The sequence below is a fragment of the Marinobacter koreensis genome, from assembly GCF_023156285.1.
In the GTDB taxonomy this organism is placed as follows: Bacteria; Pseudomonadota; Gammaproteobacteria; order Pseudomonadales; family Oleiphilaceae; genus Marinobacter; species Marinobacter koreensis.
This window is the reverse complement of sequence record NZ_JAKZAJ010000001.1, coordinates 224,795-245,911: the sequence shown is the minus strand read 5'-3', so window position 1 is coordinate 245,911 and position 21,117 is coordinate 224,795. Positions and strand designations below refer to the sequence as shown.

Genomic DNA, 21,117 nt, shown 5'->3' with positions numbered 1-21,117 from the left:
ATATCCCGGCTCAGAACAGATGGTAGCGCTGTGCCAGGGGCAGTTCGGTGGCGGGCTCGCAGGTGAGCAGTTCGCCATCGGCGTGTACTTCGTAGGTTTGCGGGTCCACGGTGAGGTGCGGGCAGGCGTCGTTGAGTTTCATGTCGCCCTTGCGCACGTCCCGCACGCCTGTGCAGGCGGACAGCGGGCTGTCGAGACCCAGTTCTTTTCCAATCCCGGCATCCAGCGCGGCCTGGCTGACGAAGGTCAGTCGGGTGGCACTGGCGGCTTTGCCGTAGGCGCCGAACATGGGGCGGTAGTGCACCGGCTGGGGCGTGGGGATGGAGGCGTTGGGGTCGCCCATTGGCGCCGCGGCAATCATGCCGCCTTTGATAATGCAGGCGGGTTTCACGCCGAAGAAAGCCGGACTCCAGAGCACCAGGTCCGCCAGTTTGCCCACTTCCACGGAGCCTATGTCGTGGGCGATGCCGTGGGTAATCGCCGAGTTGATGGTGTATTTGGCGATGTAGCGTTTGGCGCGGAAATTGTCGGCGCCCAGGTCTTCATCTTCCGGCAGCAGGCCGCGCTGGACTTTCATCTTGTGGGCGGTTTGCCAGGTGCGGCAGATCACTTCACCGACGCGGCCCATGGCCTGGGAGTCGGAGGAGATCATGGAGATCACGCCCATGTCGTGGAGGATGTCTTCGGCGGCGATGGTTTCCCGTCGGATGCGGGAGTCGGCGAAGGCGACGTCTTCGGGGATGTTCGGGTCCAGGTGGTGGCACACCATGAGCATATCGAGGTGTTCGTCGATGGTGTTGACGGTGTAGGGCCGCGTCGGGTTTGTGGAGGACGGCAGTACGTAATCCTTCGAGCAGGCGGTAATGATGTCCGGTGCGTGGCCGCCGCCGGCGCCTTCGGTGTGGAAGGTGTGGATGCAGCGGCCTTTGAAGGCGGCCAGGGTGTCTTCCACGAAGCCGGATTCGTTGAGGGTATCGGTGTGGATGGCCACCTGCACGTCGTACTGATCGGCCACGGTGAGGCAGTTGTCGATGCTGGCCGGGGTGGTGCCCCAGTCTTCGTGGAGTTTGAGGCCGATGGCGCCCGCTTTCACCTGCAGTTCGAGGGCTTCGGGGAGGCTGGCGTTGCCTTTGCCGAGGAAGCCGATGTTCATGGGCAGGCTGTCGACGGCCTGGAGCATTTTGCCGATGTGCCAGGCGCCCGGTGTGCAGGTGGTGGCGTTGGTGCCGGTAGCCGGGCCGGTGCCTCCGCCGAGCATTGTGGTGATGCCGCTCATGAGGGCTTCTTCGACCTGCTGGGGGCAGATAAAGTGGATGTGGGGGTCGATGCCGCCGGCGGTGAGGATTTTGCCTTCGCCGGCGATGACTTCGGTGCCGGGGCCGATGACGATCTGGACGTCGGGTTGGGTGTCGGGGTTGCCGGCTTTGCCGATGGCGGCAATCCTTCCTTTCTGGATGCCGACGTCGGCTTTGACGATGCCCCACCAGTCGAGGATCAATGCGTTGGTGATGACGGTGTCCATAACGGTGTCGTCGGCCCGCTGGCTCTGGCCCATGCCGTCGCGGATGACTTTGCCGCCGCCGAATTTCACTTCGTCGCCGTAGTGGGTGTGGTCCTGTTCGACCTGGATCCACAGTTCGGTGTCGCCGAGGCGGACCCGGTCGCCGACGGTGGGGCCGTACATGTCGGCGTAGGCTTGTCTGCTTATTTTCATGCTATCCCTCGATTATCAGCTTGGGGGCAAGAGCGAGAGGGAATGACTTTCCAAAACACGCTCCTTGCGGCACGTCCATGTGACGCTTGAGCTCCGCCATCCTTGGCTCCGCACAGTTTTGGAAAGTCATTCCCTCTCGCTCCCCTGGCTTCGTCATTTGTCCAGTTTTCCCATGACTTCCTGGCGGAAGCCGTAGATTTCGCGGTTGCCGGCAAACGGAATCAGCGTGACGTTTCGTGTCTGGCCGGGCTCGAACCGGATCGCGGTGCCGGCGGCCACGTCGAGGCGGTAGCCTTTGGCCTTTGCACGATCGAAATCCAGCGCGGGGTTGGCTTCCGCGAAGTGGTAGTGGGAGCCGATCTGGACAGGACGGTCGCCGGTGTTGGAGACGTCCAGGGTGATGCGTTCGCGGCCTGCGCAGAGTTCTATGTCGCCGTCCTGGATCTGGTATTCGCCGGGGATCATGGGTCGCTCCTCATACGATGGGGTTGTGGACGGTGACTAGCTTGGTGCCGTCCGGGAAGGTGGCTTCCACCTGGACTTCGTGGACCATGTCGGCCACGCCGTCCATGACGTCTTCCCGGGTGAGGATTTCGGTGCCGGCGCTCATGAGTTCAGCCACGGAGCGGCCTTCGCGGGCGCCTTCCATGATTTCGGCGCTGATCAGCGCCACCGCTTCGGGGTAGTTCAGTTTCAGGCCCTTGGCTTTGCGTCGTTCCGCCAGCAGGGCGGCGGTGAAGAGCATGAGCTTGTCTTTGTCTCTGGGGGTGAGTTCCATGGTGACTCCGTTGGTCAGGTAAGCCAGATTCGGGGCGTGTGGGCCGGTACGCCGGTGAGTCGCGGGCGCAATAGGTGCCAGGCCTGTTCGCACAGGGCCCAGGCTTCGTTGCGGCTGGTGCCCAGGTAGCGCATGAGCAATACGCTCCGGCGTCGGGTGACGGCCCAGCGGTGGTTGTCCTGGAGTTGTTCTCGCAGTGCGTCGATGGCGGCGGCTTCGTCGTCTAGGCCAACGGCCCACAAAGTCGCCTGTACGGTGGCACCGCCCTGCCCCCAGTGGCCGGTGAATCGGCGGTGTTTGGGGTCGAGCAGTTGGCGTTCCAGCCACAGCGGTTTGCCGTCGAGGCTGAGGTGAAAGCGCTGTTCAAGGGCGCCGGTGGCAAAAGGCAGGTCGCTGGCCGGGCGGCCGAGGGCGAGGACTTCCCAGCCGAGGGTTCGGCCGCCGCTTTCGAGTTCGATCGTGGTGGTCTGTCGGCCCCGGGAGCCGTCGAAGGCAATGGTTTCCTGGGGCAGGTATTCGAGGGTGGCGTTTCTGGCCACCTGCAACCGGGTGTGCTGGCCCCAGGCGACGCCGTGGCTGTCAGCCTTGTAGAGTTTGGCGGCGGCCGGGGTGGTCAGCAGGGCGTGGCCGCCTTCGGCGACGGAGGCGCTGATGTGCAGTTCGTCTCCGCTCACCAGGCCACCGGGGGGATGCAACAGGTAGACGTGGCAGCAGCCGGTCTTGCCTTCGGGATAGAAGGGGCGTTGAACCCGTAATGGTCCCTGGTGCCAGCGGCGAGCCAGCCGGGTGACAGGCTTATCGGCGCCTTCGTCCCTGGCTTCGAAGCCCAGTGACAACGCGGCCGCCCAGCGGCGTTCGCCGTCGAAGCGGTGGCCGGAGGCGTGAGCGCCGGACCGGAGCGGGGTGGTGTCTTCAAGTATGGGCATCAGGCCTCCTTCCCGAGTTACCCATCGTTTGCATCCGGCGTTCCAGATCCCGGATATTCCATTAAAAAACAGCGCGTTAATGGGAACAATCACCCTGAACCAGGCCGGATCTTCGGGCCGCCTTGCACGGTCATCGAGCATCTGGTGGTTTTTGTGGTGCGCCTGCACCGTTGGCAGGCACGGAAGGCCAAAAACACTGAACCTTGATTCACTGTTAATACATTTCGGGACACTTACAGGGGTGTAAGAAATGTCTCACGTTCCGCAGAGCGGATGTCCGATTTTGCCGGCGGGTGTCAGGACTAGAATGGAAAGTGTCAGGGATGACAGCCAGCAAGGATCGTTGGCTCAAGGATGAACACTCCAGGGATTTGGAGTTGCCCACTGGATCGGGCACAAGGATGACCACACGGACGACGCGCTCAGGATGATGCGCAGCCTGAAGGACCAGGCAGGGGTCAGCCACGGAGCCCGGGGCCACATGGAATGTGGTCCCGGTCCGTGCACTTGCTGCTGGATTGACGTCCCTGCTCCCAATCACAACGACGTTACTCAATCTCAGGAGCAAGCTTCATGAAACGTACACCGATCATCGCCACCCTCGTTCTGCTTTTCAGCCTGTTCAGCGGTTTCGCCCAGGCCGAAGGCGCAGCCGTGAACATCAACACCGCAGATGTTGCCACGCTGGCGAGCCTGAACGGCATTGGCGACAGCAAGGCGCAGGCCATCGTCAGCTACCGCGAGTCCCATGGTCCGTTTGCGTCCGCCGAGGATCTGGCGCTGGTCAAGGGCATCGGCGCGCGTACCGTTGAGAAGAACGCCGAGCGCCTGACGGTGAAATAAAGCACTCCCGGCAGCAGCGCCCTGCTGCTGCCTTCCCCGAAAGTCGTCTGGCAACCCCGCCTTTGCCACCCTATTATTGATAGGAACAAGAACCGACTTCCGAGCTGGCGGCACTATGGCGGATCCCATCAAGGTTTACCCTTCCAAACCCCGTAAGGTCTATTACTTCGGCACCTGTCTGGTGGACATGTTCTACCCGGATGCCGGGATTGCCGGCGTGGAACTGCTGGAGCGCGAGGGCATCGAGGTGATCTTCCCACAGGGTCAGACCTGTTGCGGCCAACCCGCCTATACCTCCGGCTATCATGATGAGGCCCGCGCGGTGGCGGATGCCCAGCTCGATCTGTTTCCGGAGGACTGGCCGATCGTGGTGCCGTCCGGTTCCTGTGGCGGCATGATGCGTCAGCATTATCCGGCGCTGTTCCGGGATACCCCCCGGGAAACGAAAGCCGCGGAGATCGCCGGGCGGGTGTGGGAGCTGACGGATTTCCTGCTGAACGTCTGCCACATCAAACTGGAGGATCTGGGCGAGCCGGTCACGGTGGCCATGCACACCTCCTGTTCCGCGCGCCGGGAAATGGGTGTGGCGGAAGTGGGCCCTGCCCTGCTGCGCCAGCTGAAGAATGTAAACCTGGTGGAACAGGTGCGCCCGGAGGAATGCTGTGGCTTTGGCGGCACCTTTGCGGTGCGTCACCCAGAGATTTCCTCGGCCATGGTCAGCGAGAAGGTGGAGACCCTTGTTGACGCTGGCGCCCGGGAGTTCGTGACCACCGACTGCGGCTGCCTGATGAACATTGCCGGCTACGCCGAGAAGAACGAACAGCCGCTGTCCGGGGAGCATATTATCTCTTTCCTGCACAAACGAACCTTTCAGAAGCCTTAATCCGCTGTAATGCTTTCCATTATTTAATGGAATTGAATCAGGCACTTACTGTCCCTACGTTCTGGCTCGGGCGCACTTCCTGCGCCTGAGATCCCGTTTTTCGAGAAAAACACCAACACCCAGAACGGAGTTTGCCCATGATTCAGGTGGAACACCTGACCCGTCGCTATGGCGAGGTCACCGCAGTGGATGACGTGTCGTTCTCCATTGGCTCCGGAGAAGTCGTGGGATTGCTCGGCCACAACGGCGCCGGCAAGACCACGATCATGAAAATGCTCACCGGTTATCTCGAGCCCACGTCCGGATCGATCCGTGTGGATCATCTGACGGTGGGGCCGGATACCCGCCAGATCCAGGCCCGTATCGGTTACCTGCCGGAGAACTGCCCGGTTTGGCCAGAGATGACGGTGATCGACTTCCTTCACTACCAGGCGTCCCTGCACGGTATCCCGGAGAATGAACGCACCAAGGCCATCGCCCGGGCCATCCAGCGGGCCGACCTGAAAGCCAAGGCGACCGACGAAATCCAGACCCTCTCCCGTGGCTACCGACAGCGGGTCGGCGTGGCCCAGGCCATCCTCCACCAGCCGGACATCGTGATCCTCGACGAGCCCACCAACGGCCTCGACCCCACCCAGATCCACCAGATGCGGGATCTCATCCGCGAACTCTCGAAAACCGCCACCGTGATTGTCTCCACCCACATCCTGCAGGAGGTGCAGGCGGTGTGTGAGCGGGTGCTGATCATGCGTGCCGGCAAGCTGGTGATCGACAAGCGACTGGACGAACTCCGGGAGAGCGATCGCATCCGCCTGGTGACCGGCGCAGACGCGCGGCCGGCCCTGGAGCGGGTGGCCAGGCTGTCGGTGGTGGAGCCCATTCGCACCGACTCCGGCCGGGACAGCCAGGGCCAGTCTTCCGGCCAGCGTTACGAATATCGCCTGCTGGCCGACGAGACCCTGCTGCCGGAAATTGCCAGCCAGCTGGTGGCCGCCAACGTGCCCATCCTGAACCTGTCACCGGACGAGCGGGACCTGGAGCGGGTGTTTGCCGAAGTCAACGGGGAGGTAGAGCATGGCTGATCTGATGCATGTTGCCCGGAAGGAGTTTCGTGGTTTCTTTGCGTCCCCGGCGGCGTACCTGTTCATGGCCCTGTTCGTGGCCGCTTGCCTGTTCGTGTTTTTCTGGGGTGAAGCCTTTTTCGCCCGGAACGTGGCCGATCTGCAGCCCCTGTTCAGCTGGCTGCCGTTGTTGCTGATTTTTCTGATTGCTGCCCTCACCATGCGCAGCTGGTCGGAGGAGCGTCGCTCGGGCACGCTGGAAAGCCTGCTCACATCGCCGGTCAGTCTCTGGCAACTGGTGCTCGGCAAGTTTGTCGCGGCGCTGGGCCTGTTGTGCATTGCCCTGATCCTGACCCTGCCACTGCCCATTACCGTATCGCTGCTCGGCCCCATGGATCCCGGCCCGGTGATCGGCGGCTATGTGGCCACCCTGTTCCTCGGCGCGGCCTACATCGCCATCGGGCTGTTCACCAGCAGCCGCACGGACAACCCCATCGTGGCACTGATGGTCACGGTGCTGATCTGCGGATTGTTCTACCTGATCGGCTCCACCTTCATCACCAACCTGACCGGCTACCAGACTGGCCAGTTCCTGCAGTTGCTGGGTACCGGCAGCCGCTTCAAGTCCATCACCCGGGGCGTGCTGGATCTCCGGGACATCTATTACTACGTGTCCCTGACCGGCCTGTTCCTGGTACTGAATGTGTACACCCTGGAAAAGCTGCGCTGGGCCGGCAACCCGCCGTCCGCGTCCCATCGCCGCTGGAAAACCGTAGCGGTGCTCGCTGCGGTCAACCTGATCGCCGGTAACCTGTGGCTGCAGCCGCTGCATTCCGTTCGGGCGGACCTGACCGAGAGCCATCTGTATACCCTGTCCGACGCAACCACCCAGGAACTGGCCAACCTGCAGGAGCCGCTGCAGATCCGTGCCTATTTCTCGGAGAAAACCCATCCGCTGCTGGCGCCACTGGTTCCCCGGCTGAAGAGCCTGCTGGAGGAATACGGCGTACGCGGTGGCCGCAACGTTCAGGTCAAGTTCATCGATCCGACCCGGAACAAGGAAGCGGAAGAACAGGCGGCGCGCCGTTACGGCATCAAGCCGGTGCCCTTCAAGACCGCCAGCCGCTACGAATCATCCATTGTCGATTCCTACTTCGACGTGGTGATTTCCTACGGCGACGATTACCAGAAGCTTGGCTTCCGGGACTTGATCGAGGTGAAAGCCCGGGGCGAGGGCAACCTGAACGTGGCCCTGAAAAATCCCGAATACGAACTCACCCGTGCCGTGAACCGGCTGGTGCGCGGCTACCGCTCCGGCGGCGATACCTTTGCCGCCATCAAGAAGCCGGTGGTGCTGGACGCCTGGGTATCGCCCAAGGACCAGTTGCCGCCGGACCTGCAGTCCTTCCGGGACGACCTGCAGGCGGTTATCGACAAGCTCCAGAAGCGTTCTGACGGTCAGCTGACCGTGAACGTCCAGGACCCGGATGCCGGCAATGGCGAACTGGCGAAGAAGCTGAACGACGAATACGGTTTCAGCCCGCTTCTGGCCAGTCTGGTGAACCCGCAACCCTTCTGGTTCCACCTGATGCTGCAGAGCGGTGACAACCAGGTTCAGGTGCCGCTACCGGCGATGCTGGATCAGGACAGCCTGCAGAAGGCCTTCGACGATGCCCTAAAACGGCTGGTCCCGGGTGCGCTGAAAACCATCGCCCTGGTGGCACCGCAGGGCAACCGCTATCGCGGCTCCGACTACAGCCAGTTGGTGAAGAGCCTGGAGGCCAACGCCCGGGTGGAACACACCGATCTGTCCGATGGCCACACACCGGCCGGCACCGATCTGCTGCTGGTGATGAACCCGCGGAAACTGAGTGACAAGGCACTGTTCGCCATCGACCAGTTCCTGATGCGTGGCGGGCGCGTGATCATGGCGGCGTCGCCGTTCGACATCAACCTGGCGCAGAACCTGACCGCCTCGAAAAAGGCCACCGGTCTGAAGGACTGGCTGGCCCACAACGGCATCGAGCTGAAGCCGTCGCTGGTACTCGACCCGATGAGTGCGGAACTGCCGGTACCACGGACCCGCAACGTCGGCGGCATGACCTTCCGGGATGTGCAGATGATGCCCTACCCGTTCTTTGCAGATCTCAGGAACGGCGAGCTCAACGGCAGCCATCCGGTTACCGCGAACCTGCAGCAGATGATTGTCAGCTGGCCGTCACCGATGACCGTGGACAAGGACAAGACCGGCAAGCTCAAGGTCACCCGTCTGATGACCACATCCAATCGCAGCTGGACCTCGGACAAGCCGACGGTGCTGCCGGACTTCCAGGCTTACCCGTCCCTGGGCTTCGACGACTCCGCCAAGCGCCATTCGCAACTGGTGGGCGTGGCCCTGACCGGGGAGTTCACCTCCTGGTTCGCCGATCGCAAATCGCCGCTGCTCGCCCAGGCCGACAAGAAGGGTGACGACAAGCAGGACCAGACTGCGAAGGCGATGCCCGTGAAGGCAGACAAGAAGGACGACAAGCCGGCCACGCCTGCAGCCTCCAGCGTGATCCGCAAGTCGCCGGAATCAGCGCGGCTGGTGGTGGTGAGCAGCGGCTCCTTCGCCTCTGACACCATGCTGAACCTGATCAGCCGGAGCCTGGGTACCGTGTACGACGAACCGGTGACCTTCATCCAGAACGCCGTGGACTGGTCGCTGGAAGATCCGTCGCTGCTGGCATTGCGCGGCCAGTCCCGCTATGCCCGGACGCTGGCACCGCTGACCCGTCAGGAGCGGATTGGCTGGGAGTACACCAACTATGGCCTGGCCCTGCTCGGCCTGATTCTGATCTGGCTCTGGCGCCGTCAGGTTCGTGCCAGTGACCAACGTCGTTACCGGAAGATCCTTGCGGAGGTGGCCTGATGAACCGGAGCATCAAACTACTGTCGATCGCGCTTGTGGCGCAGCTCATCCTGACCGGTGTGGTCTGGAGCATGCAGGCTTCCGGTCCGGTGGTCAGTAACGATCCCCTGCTGCCCCAAGCGGGCAAGGCGGACCAGATCGTATTGATCGATCCGGAAGACGGACAGCTCACGCTGACCCTGAAGGACGACAACTGGTTCCTGAAAGCCGAGTCGAAGAAGGCTGACAAGGCCAAGAACAGCAAGGACACCGCGACCGCCGACACGCCGGTGAAGGCGAACAAGTCCAAGGTGGAGGCGCTGGTGGCCCAGCTCTCCGGACTGAAGCGAAGCTTCCCGGTGGCCCGGACACCCGATGCCCGCGACCGGTTCAAGGTTGCCGACGACACCTACCGGCGCAAGGTGGTCCTGAAGCAGGGTGACGACACACTCGCCACCCTGTTCGTGGGCAACTCGCCGTCCATGGGAGAGAGCAACGTCCGTCTGGCGGACGACGATGCCATCTACCGGGCGGCGCTGGCCGAGTATCAACTCGGGGTGACAGCGGCGAACTGGAAAGCGCCGAAACCGAAGCCCAAGCCGAAGGCCGGGGCCGACACCAAAACCGACGCCAAGGCTGCGGATACCAAAGCCGCCGCGCCGGATGCATCCACCAAAGAACCCGCCAAGGGCTGACCCCTCAGGATGGCGGCTACGGCCGCCATCCTTCCCCCTCCCTCGCTTACGCTCCCCCTGAAAGTCGTGTGGACATCGCACGCTTCTCTCCCTATGTTTTAGGGATCACTCTGCTTTGGTAGTTGGGCTATGAACTCGCAGGCACATCACGTCGACGTCAAGGAATTCCACCCCCGGGCCCAGGCGGCCATCCACAACCCCAAGATCCGGCAGAACTTCCGGCGGGCGATGGATGGGCTCATGGCCAAGCGCACGGCCGCATTTGAAGGCTGGGACCTTGAGACTCTCCGGGACCTGGGGGCCAATATCCGCCTGAAAGCCCTCTCCAACCTACCGGACCTGCTGGAACAGCTCGAAGCCAAACTCACGGAAAACGGGATTCGTGTGCACTGGGCGGTCGACGGCGACGAGGCCTGCCGGATCGTCCGGGACATCTGCGTCGCCCGCGATGCCCGCACCGTGATCAAGGGCAAGTCCATGGTCTCCGAGGAGATGGAGCTGAACCATTACCTCGGCGAGCAGGGCATCGAGGCCCTGGAATCGGACCTGGGCGAGTACATCGTCCAGCTGGCCGACGAGACGCCATCCCACATCATCATGCCGGCGATCCACAAGAACACCGGCGAAATCTCCGAGCTGATGCATGAGAAGACCGGCACGGACCTGTCCAACGATGTGGAATACCTGACGGCAGCCGCCCGTCAGCAGTTGCGTGAAAAGTTCATGAACGCGGACGTCGGCGTTTCCGGCGTCAATTTCGCGGTGGCCGAAACCGGCACACTCTGCCTGGTGGAAAACGAGGGTAACGGGCGCATGACCACCACAGTCCCGCCCTGCCACATTGCCGTCACCGGCATCGAGAAAGTAGTGCCCAGCCTGGAAGACGTCTCGGCCTTGCTGGCGCTGCTCACCCGGTCCGCCACCGGGCAGCACATCACCACCTACTTCAACATGATTTCCGGTCCCCGCAAGTCCGAGGAAATGGACGGCCCGGAAGAGGTGCATCTGGTGCTGGTGGACAACGGCCGCTCCACCATCTACCAGGACGACGAGCTGCTGGACACCCTACGCTGCATCCGTTGTGGTGCCTGCATGAATCACTGCCCGGTCTACACGCGGGTGGGCGGACACACCTACGGCACCACCTATCCCGGCCCCATCGGCAAAATCCTCATGCCCCATCTGATCGGCCTGGACGAAGGCCGGCACCTGCCATCGGCATCGAGCCTGTGCGGTGCCTGCGGCGAGGTTTGCCCGGTCAAGATTCCCATCCCGGACCTGCTGGTTAGACTGCGCCAGGAATCGGTGGACGGCGACCGACTGCATCCGGCCAAGGTACGGGGCCATGGGGCCAAACGCACCACTGGCGAAGCGCTGGTCTGGAAGGGCTGGGCCTGGATGCACGCGCACCCGGGCATCTACCGCCTGGGCACTGGCACCGCCGCACGATTCAGGGCGCTTCAGCCCAGCAAGGTAGGCGCCTGGACCCGATACCGGACCGCGCCCAGGCTGGCCGGAAAAACCCTGCACCAGCGGATGAAGGAGCGTGGCCAGTGAGTTCCCGGGAGATCATTCTGCAACGCCTGCGCAACCGGTCCGGCGGCGATCTTGCCACACCGGAGTGCGATTTCTCCGTGCTGAAGCGGCCGGACTGGAGTACCGCCGAGCGTATCGAGCGGTTCGAGAAGGCCATCGAGTCAGTTCACGGCGAGGTCCATCACTGCACCGACGACACCTGGCAGGAACGGCTGGCCGAAGTCCTGGCCACCCGGGGGGCGCGCAATCTGCTGGTCCCCCGGGAACATGCCATCGGAAAGGCCATCCGCGACTCCGCACGGACGGATCTGCCGGAACTGCTCGCCTACGAGACACCCATCGAAAACTGGCAAACCGACCTGTTCAATGACGTGGATGCCGCCATCACCTCCACCCGCGGCGGCATTGCCGAGACCGGCTCCCTGATCCTGTGGCCCACGCCCGACGAACCCCGGTTGATGAGCCTGGTGCCGCCGGTGCACATCGCCGTGCTCAAGGCTTCGGAGCTCTACACGACATTCCACGAGGCCATGCAGGCACAGGACTGGTCCGCTGGCATGCCCACCAATGCGCTGTTAATCTCGGGCCCCTCAAAGACGGCGGACATCGAGCAGACCCTGGCCTACGGTGTCCACGGCCCCAAAGAGTTGATTGTACTGGTTATTGAATGATCCAAGGCGCTCTCTTAATTGCCCTGGCATCGCTGCTGTGGGCAACCACGGGCATTGTTGCCAAATTTCTGTTCACCGGCACCGAACTGCACCCCATCACCCTGGGCTTCCTGCGCCTGGCGGTGGCCATGCCGTTTTTCTGGCTGCTGATGCGTCGCGAACAGAGGCAGCTCCGGCGGGCCCGCAGTTCCCCTCTGACCCTCAAAGCCCTGCTGCCACTGGCCGCCCTGGGCCTGTTCCAGGCGTTCTACCAGGGCAGTTACCTGCTGGCCGTGGATCTGACCGGCGCCGGCATCGCCACACTGATCGCCCTGTGCCTGCCCCCGGTGCTCGTTGCCCTGCTGGCCGCCCCGCTGCTCGGGGAAAAGCCGGGGCTGTTGACCCTGCTGTCGCTGGTGGCGGCCATCGGTGGCACCGCCATGCTGGTCCTCAGCGACATGGACACCAGCGGCACTCTCCGGCTGGCCGGCATCCTCATGGCATTGCTGGCCGCCGCGGTGTACACGGGGTTCACGCTGACCAGCCGGTACAGCTCCACCGGCACCCCGGTATTCACCACCGCGTTCATCTGCTTTCTGACGGCGGCAATGATCCTGCTGCCCGTGGTGTGGCTGAGTGGCGGTTTCGAGGGACTGGAGACCCTGGGCATCCGGCAGTGGCTGATGATCGGTTACATCGGCATCGTGCCGACGTGCATCGGCTATGTGAGTTTCTTCAAGGGCATGCAATCCACGCCGGCGACGCTGTCGAGCATCATTGTCACGCTGGAGCCGCTGTTCGTGGCACTGATGGCCTGGGTCTTCCTGGGGGAGGTTCTGGGGCCGACCGGGATTGCCGGTGCCCTGATCCTGACGGTGGCGGTGATTGTCGCGTCCAGATTCGGAGGAAAACCGCGCGCCGGCCAAGCGACCGACGGCGGTAGCTGAACCGGCTCAGTCTTTCTTGCGGTTCTTTTCCAGCATGTCCGGCTGCAGGATCTCAATCCAGTAGCCGTCGGGATCCTTGATGAAGGACAGGCCTTTCATCTTGCCGTCGTCCGGTTTTTTCACGAACTCGACACCGAGTTTTTCAAAACGATCCGACGCCGAGTACACGTCCGGTACCGCAATCCCGATGTGGCCGAAGCCCTGGGGCTCGTCGTTGCCGTTATGGTAGGCAAAGTCCTCGTCGTTTTCGGTGCCCCAGTTGTGGGTCAGCTCCAGCATAGCCTCGCGGCCAAAGGTATACGTGGTCCGGTGGGCATCGTCGCCGGGCACGGACTGTAACTGACGATCATCCAGGTACCCCAGGAAATACAGCGTGAACTTCATTTCCGGGAAGTCCAGCTTCCGGATCAGGTGCATGCCGAGGACCCGGGTGTAGAAGTCCAGGGAACGCTCCGGGTCCTTGATGCGCATCATCGTCTGGTTGAACACGTAACCTTCGGTTTCCGGCACCGGGTCGTGATAGAGCCCCGGGGCTTCCTCGAAATGCTTGGGCATGTCGGTATCCCTTTTTTGCTTGCGGATTTAAAGGATATACCTGTGTGCCTTTCAAAAGGATTTCAAGGGGCCTCGATTCAGGAAGCCAGTTGATGTTCCTCGCCGGCGTAATAAGCCTCCACCCGGGGATTCATCACTTTCTTCCAGAGTGCCGGAAACAGGGCCAGTACGATCATGGTGGAGTAACCGGCCGGTAACTGGGGGGCCACATCGTGGTGACGCAGAACCGGATACCGGCGTTTGGCGTAGGCATGGTGGTCGCTGTGGCGCTGGAGTTGAAACAGGAACACATTGGTCAGGAAGTAGTTGCTGTTCCAGCTATGCTCCGGCGTGGTTCGCTCATACCGGCCATTCTCCAGCTTGCGACGATGCAGGCCGTAATGCTCCAGGTAGTTCACGATTTCCAGCAGGGTAAAGGCGATGAAGCTCTGCCCCAGGAAAAAGACCGCGCCAAGCCAGCCAAACGTCAGCGTGAAACCGGCAAAGACAGCAGCACTGATTCCGTACCACCAGATCAATTCATTGCGCCAGCTCAACGCAGAATATCCCTTGCGCTGAAGCCGCTGGGCTTCCAGTTTCCAGGCGTTGAGGAAGTTGCGGACATAAGCCTGGGGCAGGAACTCGTACAGGGACTGGTTATAGCGTGAAGACGAAGCATCCTCCGGTGTGGACACGTGGACATGATGGCCGCGCAGGTGTTCCACCTTGAAGCCGGCGTAACACACCAGCGAGAGCAGGAAACCACCCGCCCGGGTCTCCAGCTTGCCGTCCTTGTGGATCAGCTCGTGAGCCACATTGATGCCCAGACCGCCGACGATGCCGACCGACACGATCCAGCCAATGCCACCGACGACACTGAATGTTCCGGACGCCAGTTCCAGCATGCTCCAAACCTGCAGCGCAGCAAAGGCCACAACCCAACCGAGGGTGATGAACCGGTAGAAGGCCTCCCCGTTCATGCGGGGCACATCCACTTCCTCATCCGGATTCAGAGAGTCTTTACCCAACAGCAGATCAAGGACCGGGATGATGCCGAACACGACAACCGGGACACCCCAGGAGAACAGGTTGACCAGATCGGTCGCCTGGCCGGCCGCCAGCAGCAGGGGCGGAAGCACCAGGGGCACCATCGCGATCAGGTAACTGTATTTTTTCAGCGTCAGCAGGACGCGGCGGCGAACCGCATCCCGGTTGGCGGCGATCTGTCGGGTATTCATTGTGTTCTCTCCGTATTGGGCGCTTTTCAGCTTTTTGTTTATGCATTATTGTCCTACAATATATCAGTCGTCAACCCCGAAACCGAATAGCAAACCCGAGGCTGTGATAAACTCATGCCCACACACGCATCCCCCGGGCTGCTCCAGACAGCGAGCAGCCGGTTCTTGAACGCTGTCCAGAGGCCGTTTATGGATTTTCAGGCGCCCAATACCCTGGCCGAACAGATCGCCAACTACCTGGCGGAACGCATCATGACCGGGCAGATACGCCCCGGAGAACGGATCCAGGAAGCCACCCTGGCCGGCGAACTCAATGTCAGCCGGGCGTCGGTGAAAGAGGCGCTCTATACCCTGGAACGCTGGCATCTGGTAGACATCACCCCCCGCAAGGGCGCTTCGGCGAGCCGACTGGACGCGAATCACGCCTCGGAACTCTATGATGTGTACATGCACCTGCTGATGATGCTGGCGCTCAGGCTCTGCGAACGCTGGCAGGAGAAAGACAAGCCTCTGCTGCTGGACGCTGTTGCCCGGGCCACCGATCAGATGCGCAAGCCCACCGCCAACATCACGGCGGTCGTAGAAGCGAGCTTCGAGGTGATGGAAGCCTGCTGCCAGGTTGTCGACAACCCCTATCTCACCGAAGCGCTGTCCAACTTCAAACCCGCGGTCAGCCGGGCCTACTACCTGAGTGCGGATCGCTACCGGCAGGGACTGCAACAAACCCGCGCCTTTTTTACTGATCTGCCCAAGGCAGTCCTGAGCCGGGATTCGGAGCGGGCCCAGGCGCTCATTCGCCGCTTCGCCGAACATCAGAAATCCCTGATCCGTCAGGCGCTCGATCCCGAGACACCTGTCGTGGAAGAAGGCAGTTTGTGACCTGTCGCACAGAACCCGATCCAGCCCCGATTTATCGTAACAACCTGTAACAAACCAGAACCCGCAGTTCAGGTTGAGATGTCCCTGCGGCCCGGGTGCCCGATGACGGCCCGGAGAACAAGAAACCGATAAATGGATTTTGGGGCCATCACCATGACTCAACCCACCATCACCGCCCTTTTGCGGCGTCCGGTGTGCGCCACACTCTCGATCGCGCCGTTTCTGCTGGCAGCCTCGGGAAGCGCCCTGGCCGAGTTCCGGCCACTGGACGACAGCCGCCTGTCGGACGTCACCGGCCAGGCTGGCGTTACCATCGAAATGGCTGCGAAGGTCGAGGTAGGCCAACTCCGCTGGCAGGATGAGGGCTCTGTGGATGTCAATGGCATTCGCCTTTCAGGGCAGAACAACACCATGCTGGACAACATGAAGCTGACGCTGGATGTCGCTGGTGATGGTGAGGTGCTGAATTACGGATTTTCTGAACTCGCCGGACAAAACATTAGCGACCCCGAAGCCGTCAATGTTCTTGCGGGCTATGCGGTAAACGGCTCCTACGGCAAACAGTTCAACGACGGGGATCTGGTCATGCATCTGGGCGCCATCGACTATGGCGATCCCACCAACCTGACTGACTTCCTTCATGCGGTGGATTTCGAACTGGCGATCGACAGCATCAAAAACACGGGTTCCCAGGGAAGTTCAACGATGTTCTCCGACATCCTTTTGCAAGGTTACCTCGGCCCCACCGACCTGGTTATCCGGAACGATAACAGTACACGAACACTCTCCAACGGCGACGTGGTCTCCGGCTCCGAATTGCAGCTCGAAAGCCATTTCGAGATTACCAATGGCCATCTGAATTGGGACAAAGCGGATCTGATACTGATTTTCAATCTAGCCGCAGTCAGTATCGACGGTCTGGAGATCCACAACCGTCGCGGCAACGACACCGCCGGCCACTTGGGAATGGCGTCTGTCAAAGCAAGCCTCTCAAATGGAACCGGGGGCATCTCAGGTACAGACGGCCTTTCCGTCCACGACGTGGAGTTCAGGGCAGACGTCGACATGCCTGTCTTTCGGGTCGGGAGTAACAGCATCGGTGGTGTTTATTTCACGGACTTCGCCATCACCGACACCAACATGATGGTATATGGCCACTAAGGCGCCACTGGACAAGCACCGCCTCCTCCCCTGTAAACTGCCCGTCTTGATCTGACGGGCAGGCCATGACTGACAGCACGGATATCGACTACCAGAAGGGAACTTCCTGGCGGAAACTCGGCGTTTTCGGCCTGGTGTTCGTGGTGCTGACCGCCGCGGGTCTGTTAACGGTCTACCACCAGTTCGCCGATCGCAGCTTCACCTTCGATGCCCGGCTGATCGCGCCCGAAACACTGCTGGCCGTAGGCGGCCTGCTGCTGGTTTACTTCGCTTCCGACGGTCTCCGGCTGTATTACACGCTCCGGGCCCTCGACTACCGCCTGCCCTTCCGGGTGATGTTCAAGCTGGTGTTCATCAACCTGTTCTTCTCCAACGTAACCCCGATGGCCACGGGCGGCGGTTTCGCGCAGATCTGGTACCTGACCCGGCACGGAGTCCCGATGGGCCGGGCAACCGCTGCCACAACGATTCGCACGGTACTGGCGGTGATGTTCATCTTTTCCCTGACACCGGTCTTCCTGTTCACCCTGCAACCACTCCAGGGCCAGTCCATCTCCGGTCAGGTGGGCACCGCTCTGGCGGTTTTCGTGTCACTGTACCTCGGCTTTTTCATTATCCTGCTGTTTCGTACCCGCTGGCTGATCACCCCCCTTAGCAAGCTGTTTTCACTGATGCGACGGCTGCACCTGATCAGCGAGCGACGTCATGACCGCTGGCAGTTCCGGTGCCGAAGGGAAATGCTGCGATTCTCGTTCAGCTTCAACGACTACCTCAAAGGGCGCCCCCGGTACGTACTGCTGTCGATCCTGTTTACCGCCGTGTTCCTGCTGAGCCTCTTCAGCTTTCCCGCGCTTCTGATCCATGCACTGGGTTACCAGGTGGACTACCTGCTCACCGTAGGATTGCTGGTGGTCACCACCTTCATCATGTATTTCTCGCCCACACCGGGGGCCTCGGGTATTTCCGAGGGCGTGTTCGGCAGTTTCTTCCGCGGTATCCTGTCGGGTAACCATCTGGTCCTGGTCACTGTGGCCTGGCGACTACTGACCATTTACCTCGGTATGATCATCGGCCTGATTGTGTTGCAACGGGAACTGACAAAGGACAAACGGACGTGATCCTTCGCAATCCACTCAAGCTGCTGTTTTATCTGTGCCTGCTGATCGTCATCCTGCTGGTCGGCTATAAGACCTACCTGAACCTGTTCATGAAGGACTTCAGCGGGCTGCACAGCGCGGAGGTGGAGAAGATCTACGACCGGGTCAAGCCGGGGGAGCCGGTCAGCTTTGCGGTGGTGGGCAACATCAACAACTCCATCGGCATTTTCGAGGACCGCATCATTCCTGAGCTGAACGCTTCGAACCTGGATTTCATGGTGTCGGCGGGCAACGCGGTCAGCGGAGGCGGAGAAGACAAATACCGGGCGCTGTATGGTTCCCTCGGGCACCTGAAAATTCCCTACCTGCTCACTTTCGGCCCTCACGAATACGAGGACTTCGGCAGCTTCCGGTTCTACGATCACTTTGGTCCGCATTTCTACAGTGTACGGACTGGCAATGTCCGGCTGATTTTCCTCGACAGCACCGGGAAAACGCCGTGGCGATGGCAGATCCGCTGGCTAAGTGATCTGCTGAACCAGGACACCAGCAATGCCCGCATCCTGTTTATTGCCAATCCACCGCTTCAGCCAGAGCAGAACCCACTGTTCGACCAGAAAGACGACTACCTGCAGCCGAAGGCCTTCCGGGATGCGCTGCTGAAAGTGATCGACAGCCACGATATCGATGCGGTGTTTTCGACCAACGTCTCTACCTACTCGGAGCAGGAGCGCAACGGCACCGAGTTCATCACCACCGGCGGTGCCGGCGGTCTGGTGTTGAACAACGACACCAGCTTCTACCACTATGTCCGCGTCAAGGTCAGCCCGGACGGCGCCGTGAGCCACTCGCTCGTTCGCCTTAAAGTGGGCCAACACCCGGTGTGGAAAACCCTCGAGAGTCTCTGGTTCTTTATCTACTCGCTGTTCTACACGGGCTACCTGAACTTTATCCTGATCGTGGCGGTGTTTGCGGCCATTACCATCAAGCTCTACCAGCTGATTTTTATCGGCAAGGACTACTACCCGGACTACGATCTGGACCCGACGCCCTGGCTGGAGAAGCCGCTCAGGATTGCCATGTTCACCAACAACTATCTGCCGTTCATTGGCGGAGTGCCGATTTCCATTGAACGCCTAAAACGCGGTCTGGAAAAACTCGGCGATACGGTGATGGTCGTTGCGCCCAGCTACCGGGACCAGGCCAACGAGGAGCGCGTCCTGCGGGTACCGTCCCTGCTGACCATGGGCGAAAACCGGGAATTCCGACTGGCCAACATTTTTCTTGCGCGGATCCGAAAGGCCGTCCGGGCCTTCAAGCCGGATGTCATTCACCTCCATCATCCTTTCTGGCTGGGCAGCCTCGGCCTGTTCATCGGGCGCCGTCTGCATGTACCCGTGATCTACACCTACCACACGCGGCTGGAGCACTACGCGCACTTTGTACCGTTACCCGGCATGCTGTTCCGGAACCTGATTTCCCATGAACTGATCAAGCGCTTTGCCAACAAGTGCGACGCCGTGATCGTACCCACCTACTCCACCGAGGAGTACCTGCGCATGATCGGTGTAAAAACCCCGACCTTCGTGCAGCCTACCGGTATTGAATATGAGCGGTTCCAGTCGGTAGAGACGGCTCAGATCGAAGAACTCCGCTCCCGACTCGGACTGACCACCGAGAAGGTATTCATCAGCGTCTCCCGGCTCTCCAATGAAAAGAACATCGACTTCATGATCGATGCCATCGACACCCTGAGAAAACAAACGACAGAGCCATTCCGTTTCCTCATGATCGGGGATGGTCATCAAAAAGAGAGACTCCAGAGCCGGATCTCGGAGCTGGGTCTGACCGGACATATCACGCTGGCAGGCTCGGTGCCGCCGGATGAGATGCCCCTGTGGTACCGGCTCGGCGATGCCTTCCTGTTTGCCTCGAAATCGGAAACCCAGGGCATGGTGATCCTGGAGGCCATGGCCGCCGGCCTTCCGGTGGTGGCGGTGCGTTCCAGCGGTATAGACGATGTGGTCCGCCAGGGCATCAATGGTTTCAAAACGCCCGAACGCCAGGACCAGTGGCTGACACAGGTAAAACGACTGCTGGAAGACGACGAACTGCGTGAGGCAATGGCCGACCGGGCCCTGGAATTTGCTGCCGATTACTCGGTGGAACAGTTCGCCACGGACATTCGCCAAATATACGCCAGCGCACTGGCCATGGTGGACAAGAAACGCCATCAGCGGCAGCAGAGCTGACCGGAGCGGCTTTTTCCTGACGGGCAGATCGGTCTAGACTGTTGGAGCGTAATATTAGCAACCACAGCACAACCGGAGACTCAAGGTGAGCGGCATCCCTGTAGGAATCAGTACTTGCCTGTTGGGCAAGGAAGTTCGCCACGACGGCGGGCACAAGCATTCCCGTTACTGTACCCAGGTACTGTCAAAGCATTTTGACTTTCACTCCATCTGTCCTGAGCTGGAAGCTGGTCTCGGGGTCCCCCGGCCAGCCATCCACCTCCGCGAGTATCAGGACGGCCTCCGTTTGATCGAGAGCAAAGGATCCGCCGACCATACCGACGAGATGAACGCGTTCATCGGTCGTATCCTGCCGGATCTGGCCCACCTTCGCGGCTACATCCTGATGGCCAAGTCCCCCAGCTGCGGGATGGAGAGGATCAAGGTTCACAATGAGGAGGGCCGGGTAACCCGCCGGGATGGCCGGGGCCTGTTTGCCGACGCCCTGATCCGGGCCTATCCGCTGATGCCGGTGGAGGAAGAGGGTCGCCTGAACGACGACATGCTGCGGGAGAACTTCATCGAACGGGTCTTCGCCTACGACGACTGGATACAGAATGTGGCGGGCGACGCGCTCACGCCCCAGGCGTTGATCGAGTTCCATACCCGTCACAAGTTTCAGCTACTGGCCCACTCGGAAAGAATCTACCGCCAGCTTGGTCCACTGCTCAGTGACCTGAAATCCGAACCGCTCGAGAACATCGCCGACCGTTACATCCACCTGTTCATGGAAGCCATGAGCCAGCGGGTCAGCCGCGGATCCCACATGAACGCCATGCAGCACCTGATGGGCTACCTGAAGGACTCCATGCCGGACGAAGACAAGAAAGTGCTGATCGAGCAGATGGAGGCTTACCGGCGTGGCGAGGTACCCCTGGTGGTGCCGATGACACTGCTCAGGTTGGCCCAGCGACGAGAGCCGGTGGACTATCTGCACGTGCAGAAATACCTCACCCCCTACCCGGATGAACTGGGCCTGAGGAACACCCTCTAG

At 61.1% G+C, this 21,117-nt stretch carries 19 protein-coding genes; 13 read left to right on the top strand and 6 right to left on the bottom strand.

The annotated features are described in order from the left end of the window. Positions 1–10: 10 nt before the first annotated feature. The 4 genes from ureC to MLD04_RS01110 form a co-directional block, all read right to left on the bottom strand. Entirely contained in the window at positions 11–1,714 is a 1,704-nt protein-coding gene (gene ureC / locus MLD04_RS01125) for an urease subunit alpha (RefSeq protein WP_248153911.1), read from the bottom strand. A 153-nt stretch (positions 1,715–1,867) separates the two neighbouring features. Further along, on the bottom strand, positions 1,868–2,179 hold the full coding sequence (locus MLD04_RS01120; RefSeq protein WP_248153908.1) for an urease subunit beta: 312 nt from the start codon (positions 2,177–2,179) through the stop codon (positions 1,868–1,870). 10 nt (positions 2,180–2,189) lie between these two features. Further along, positions 2,190–2,492 (bottom strand): urease subunit gamma, encoded by a 303-nt coding sequence (ureA, locus tag MLD04_RS01115; protein ID WP_248153906.1) that lies wholly within the window; start codon positions 2,490–2,492, stop codon positions 2,190–2,192. Between the two features lie 14 nt (positions 2,493–2,506). Continuing rightward, positions 2,507–3,418, bottom strand: a complete 912-nt coding sequence (locus tag MLD04_RS01110) for an urease accessory protein UreD (RefSeq protein WP_248153904.1) — start codon at positions 3,416–3,418, stop codon at positions 2,507–2,509. Positions 3,419–3,991: 573 nt separating this feature from the next. On the opposite strand from MLD04_RS01110, the gene MLD04_RS01105 reads away from it, so the two are divergent. From MLD04_RS01105 to MLD04_RS01070, 8 genes are all read left to right on the top strand, one after another. Then, positions 3,992–4,261, top strand: coding sequence for a ComEA family DNA-binding protein (locus tag MLD04_RS01105; RefSeq protein WP_248153902.1), 270 nt, complete (start codon positions 3,992–3,994; stop codon positions 4,259–4,261). A gap of 115 nt (positions 4,262–4,376) precedes the next feature. After that, positions 4,377–5,144 carry a (Fe-S)-binding protein gene (locus MLD04_RS01100; protein ID WP_248153900.1) on the top strand — a complete coding sequence of 256 codons (768 nt, stop codon included), beginning with the start codon at positions 4,377–4,379 and terminating at the stop codon, positions 5,142–5,144. A 137-nt stretch (positions 5,145–5,281) separates the two neighbouring features. After that, entirely contained in the window at positions 5,282–6,226 is a 945-nt protein-coding gene (locus MLD04_RS01095; protein ID WP_248153897.1) for an ABC transporter ATP-binding protein, read from the top strand. Next, on the top strand, positions 6,219–9,116 hold the full coding sequence (locus MLD04_RS01090) for a Gldg family protein (protein WP_248153895.1): 2,898 nt from the start codon (positions 6,219–6,221) through the stop codon (positions 9,114–9,116). The genes MLD04_RS01095 and MLD04_RS01090 overlap by 8 nt, the downstream gene beginning before the upstream one ends. Next, positions 9,116–9,790, top strand: a complete 675-nt coding sequence (locus tag MLD04_RS01085) for a DUF4340 domain-containing protein (RefSeq protein ID WP_248153893.1) — start codon at positions 9,116–9,118, stop codon at positions 9,788–9,790. Before MLD04_RS01090 ends, MLD04_RS01085 begins: the two co-directional genes overlap by 1 nt. Positions 9,791–9,919: 129 nt before the next feature. Then, positions 9,920–11,347 carry a LutB/LldF family L-lactate oxidation iron-sulfur protein gene (locus MLD04_RS01080; protein WP_248153891.1) on the top strand — a complete coding sequence of 476 codons (1,428 nt, stop codon included), beginning with the start codon at positions 9,920–9,922 and terminating at the stop codon, positions 11,345–11,347. Then, the gene (locus MLD04_RS01075; protein ID WP_248153889.1) at positions 11,344–11,997 is read left to right on the top strand and encodes a LutC/YkgG family protein; all 654 of its coding nucleotides are present in this window, start codon (positions 11,344–11,346) and stop codon (positions 11,995–11,997) included. Before MLD04_RS01080 ends, MLD04_RS01075 begins: the two co-directional genes overlap by 4 nt. After that, entirely contained in the window at positions 11,994–12,923 is a 930-nt protein-coding gene (locus tag MLD04_RS01070; RefSeq protein WP_248153888.1) for a DMT family transporter, read from the top strand. Before MLD04_RS01075 ends, MLD04_RS01070 begins: the two co-directional genes overlap by 4 nt. 6 nt (positions 12,924–12,929) lie before the next feature. On the opposite strand, the gene gloA is transcribed toward MLD04_RS01070, so the two are convergent. Further along, the gene (gene gloA / locus MLD04_RS01065; RefSeq protein ID WP_008939274.1) at positions 12,930–13,478 is read right to left on the bottom strand and encodes a lactoylglutathione lyase; all 549 of its coding nucleotides are present in this window, start codon (positions 13,476–13,478) and stop codon (positions 12,930–12,932) included. A gap of 77 nt (positions 13,479–13,555) precedes the next feature. Further along, positions 13,556–14,695, bottom strand: coding sequence for an alkane 1-monooxygenase (locus tag MLD04_RS01060; protein WP_248153886.1), 1,140 nt, complete (start codon positions 14,693–14,695; stop codon positions 13,556–13,558). 189 nt (positions 14,696–14,884) lie between these two features. On the opposite strand from MLD04_RS01060, the gene MLD04_RS01055 reads away from it, so the two are divergent. The 5 genes from MLD04_RS01055 to MLD04_RS17695 all read left to right on the top strand — a co-directional run bounded on the left by MLD04_RS01055 (position 14,885) and on the right by MLD04_RS17695 (position 21,117). Next, positions 14,885–15,574 (top strand): GntR family transcriptional regulator, encoded by a 690-nt coding sequence (locus MLD04_RS01055; RefSeq protein WP_248153884.1) that lies wholly within the window; start codon positions 14,885–14,887, stop codon positions 15,572–15,574. Between the two features lie 153 nt (positions 15,575–15,727). After that, positions 15,728–16,735 carry a DUF6160 family protein gene (locus MLD04_RS01050; RefSeq protein WP_248153882.1) on the top strand — a complete coding sequence of 336 codons (1,008 nt, stop codon included), beginning with the start codon at positions 15,728–15,730 and terminating at the stop codon, positions 16,733–16,735. A 65-nt stretch (positions 16,736–16,800) separates the two neighbouring features. Next, positions 16,801–17,853 (top strand): lysylphosphatidylglycerol synthase transmembrane domain-containing protein, encoded by a 1,053-nt coding sequence (locus MLD04_RS01045; protein WP_248153880.1) that lies wholly within the window; start codon positions 16,801–16,803, stop codon positions 17,851–17,853. Continuing rightward, a complete protein-coding gene (locus tag MLD04_RS01040; RefSeq protein ID WP_248153878.1) occupies positions 17,850–20,084 on the top strand; it encodes a glycosyltransferase in 2,235 nt (744 codons plus the stop codon). The genes MLD04_RS01045 and MLD04_RS01040 overlap by 4 nt, the downstream gene beginning before the upstream one ends. Before the next feature lie 85 nt (positions 20,085–20,169). Then, positions 20,170–21,117, top strand: a complete 948-nt coding sequence (locus MLD04_RS17695) for a YbgA family protein (RefSeq protein ID WP_248153876.1) — start codon at positions 20,170–20,172, stop codon at positions 21,115–21,117.

Coding starts and splice junctions, on each gene's coding strand:
- MLD04_RS01090 (WP_248153895.1), top strand. CDS start 6,219: ATGGCTGATCTGATGCATGTTGCCCGGAAGGAGTTTCGTGGTTTCTTT.
- MLD04_RS01060 (WP_248153886.1), bottom strand. CDS start 14,695: ATGAATACCCGACAGATCGCCGCCAACCGGGATGCGGTTCGCCGCCGC.
- MLD04_RS01120 (WP_248153908.1), bottom strand. CDS start 2,179: ATGATCCCCGGCGAATACCAGATCCAGGACGGCGACATAGAACTCTGC.
- MLD04_RS01105 (WP_248153902.1), top strand. CDS start 3,992: ATGAAACGTACACCGATCATCGCCACCCTCGTTCTGCTTTTCAGCCTG.
- MLD04_RS01100 (WP_248153900.1), top strand. CDS start 4,377: ATGGCGGATCCCATCAAGGTTTACCCTTCCAAACCCCGTAAGGTCTAT.
- MLD04_RS01070 (WP_248153888.1), top strand. CDS start 11,994: ATGATCCAAGGCGCTCTCTTAATTGCCCTGGCATCGCTGCTGTGGGCA.
- MLD04_RS01050 (WP_248153882.1), top strand. CDS start 15,728: ATGACTCAACCCACCATCACCGCCCTTTTGCGGCGTCCGGTGTGCGCC.
- MLD04_RS01110 (WP_248153904.1), bottom strand. CDS start 3,418: ATGCCCATACTTGAAGACACCACCCCGCTCCGGTCCGGCGCTCACGCC.
- MLD04_RS01080 (WP_248153891.1), top strand. CDS start 9,920: ATGAACTCGCAGGCACATCACGTCGACGTCAAGGAATTCCACCCCCGG.
- MLD04_RS01045 (WP_248153880.1), top strand. CDS start 16,801: ATGACTGACAGCACGGATATCGACTACCAGAAGGGAACTTCCTGGCGG.
- ureA (WP_248153906.1), bottom strand. CDS start 2,492: ATGGAACTCACCCCCAGAGACAAAGACAAGCTCATGCTCTTCACCGCC.
- gloA (WP_008939274.1), bottom strand. CDS start 13,478: ATGCCCAAGCATTTCGAGGAAGCCCCGGGGCTCTATCACGACCCGGTG.
- MLD04_RS01055 (WP_248153884.1), top strand. CDS start 14,885: ATGGATTTTCAGGCGCCCAATACCCTGGCCGAACAGATCGCCAACTAC.
- MLD04_RS01085 (WP_248153893.1), top strand. CDS start 9,116: ATGAACCGGAGCATCAAACTACTGTCGATCGCGCTTGTGGCGCAGCTC.
- ureC (WP_248153911.1), bottom strand. CDS start 1,714: ATGAAAATAAGCAGACAAGCCTACGCCGACATGTACGGCCCCACCGTC.
- MLD04_RS01095 (WP_248153897.1), top strand. CDS start 5,282: ATGATTCAGGTGGAACACCTGACCCGTCGCTATGGCGAGGTCACCGCA.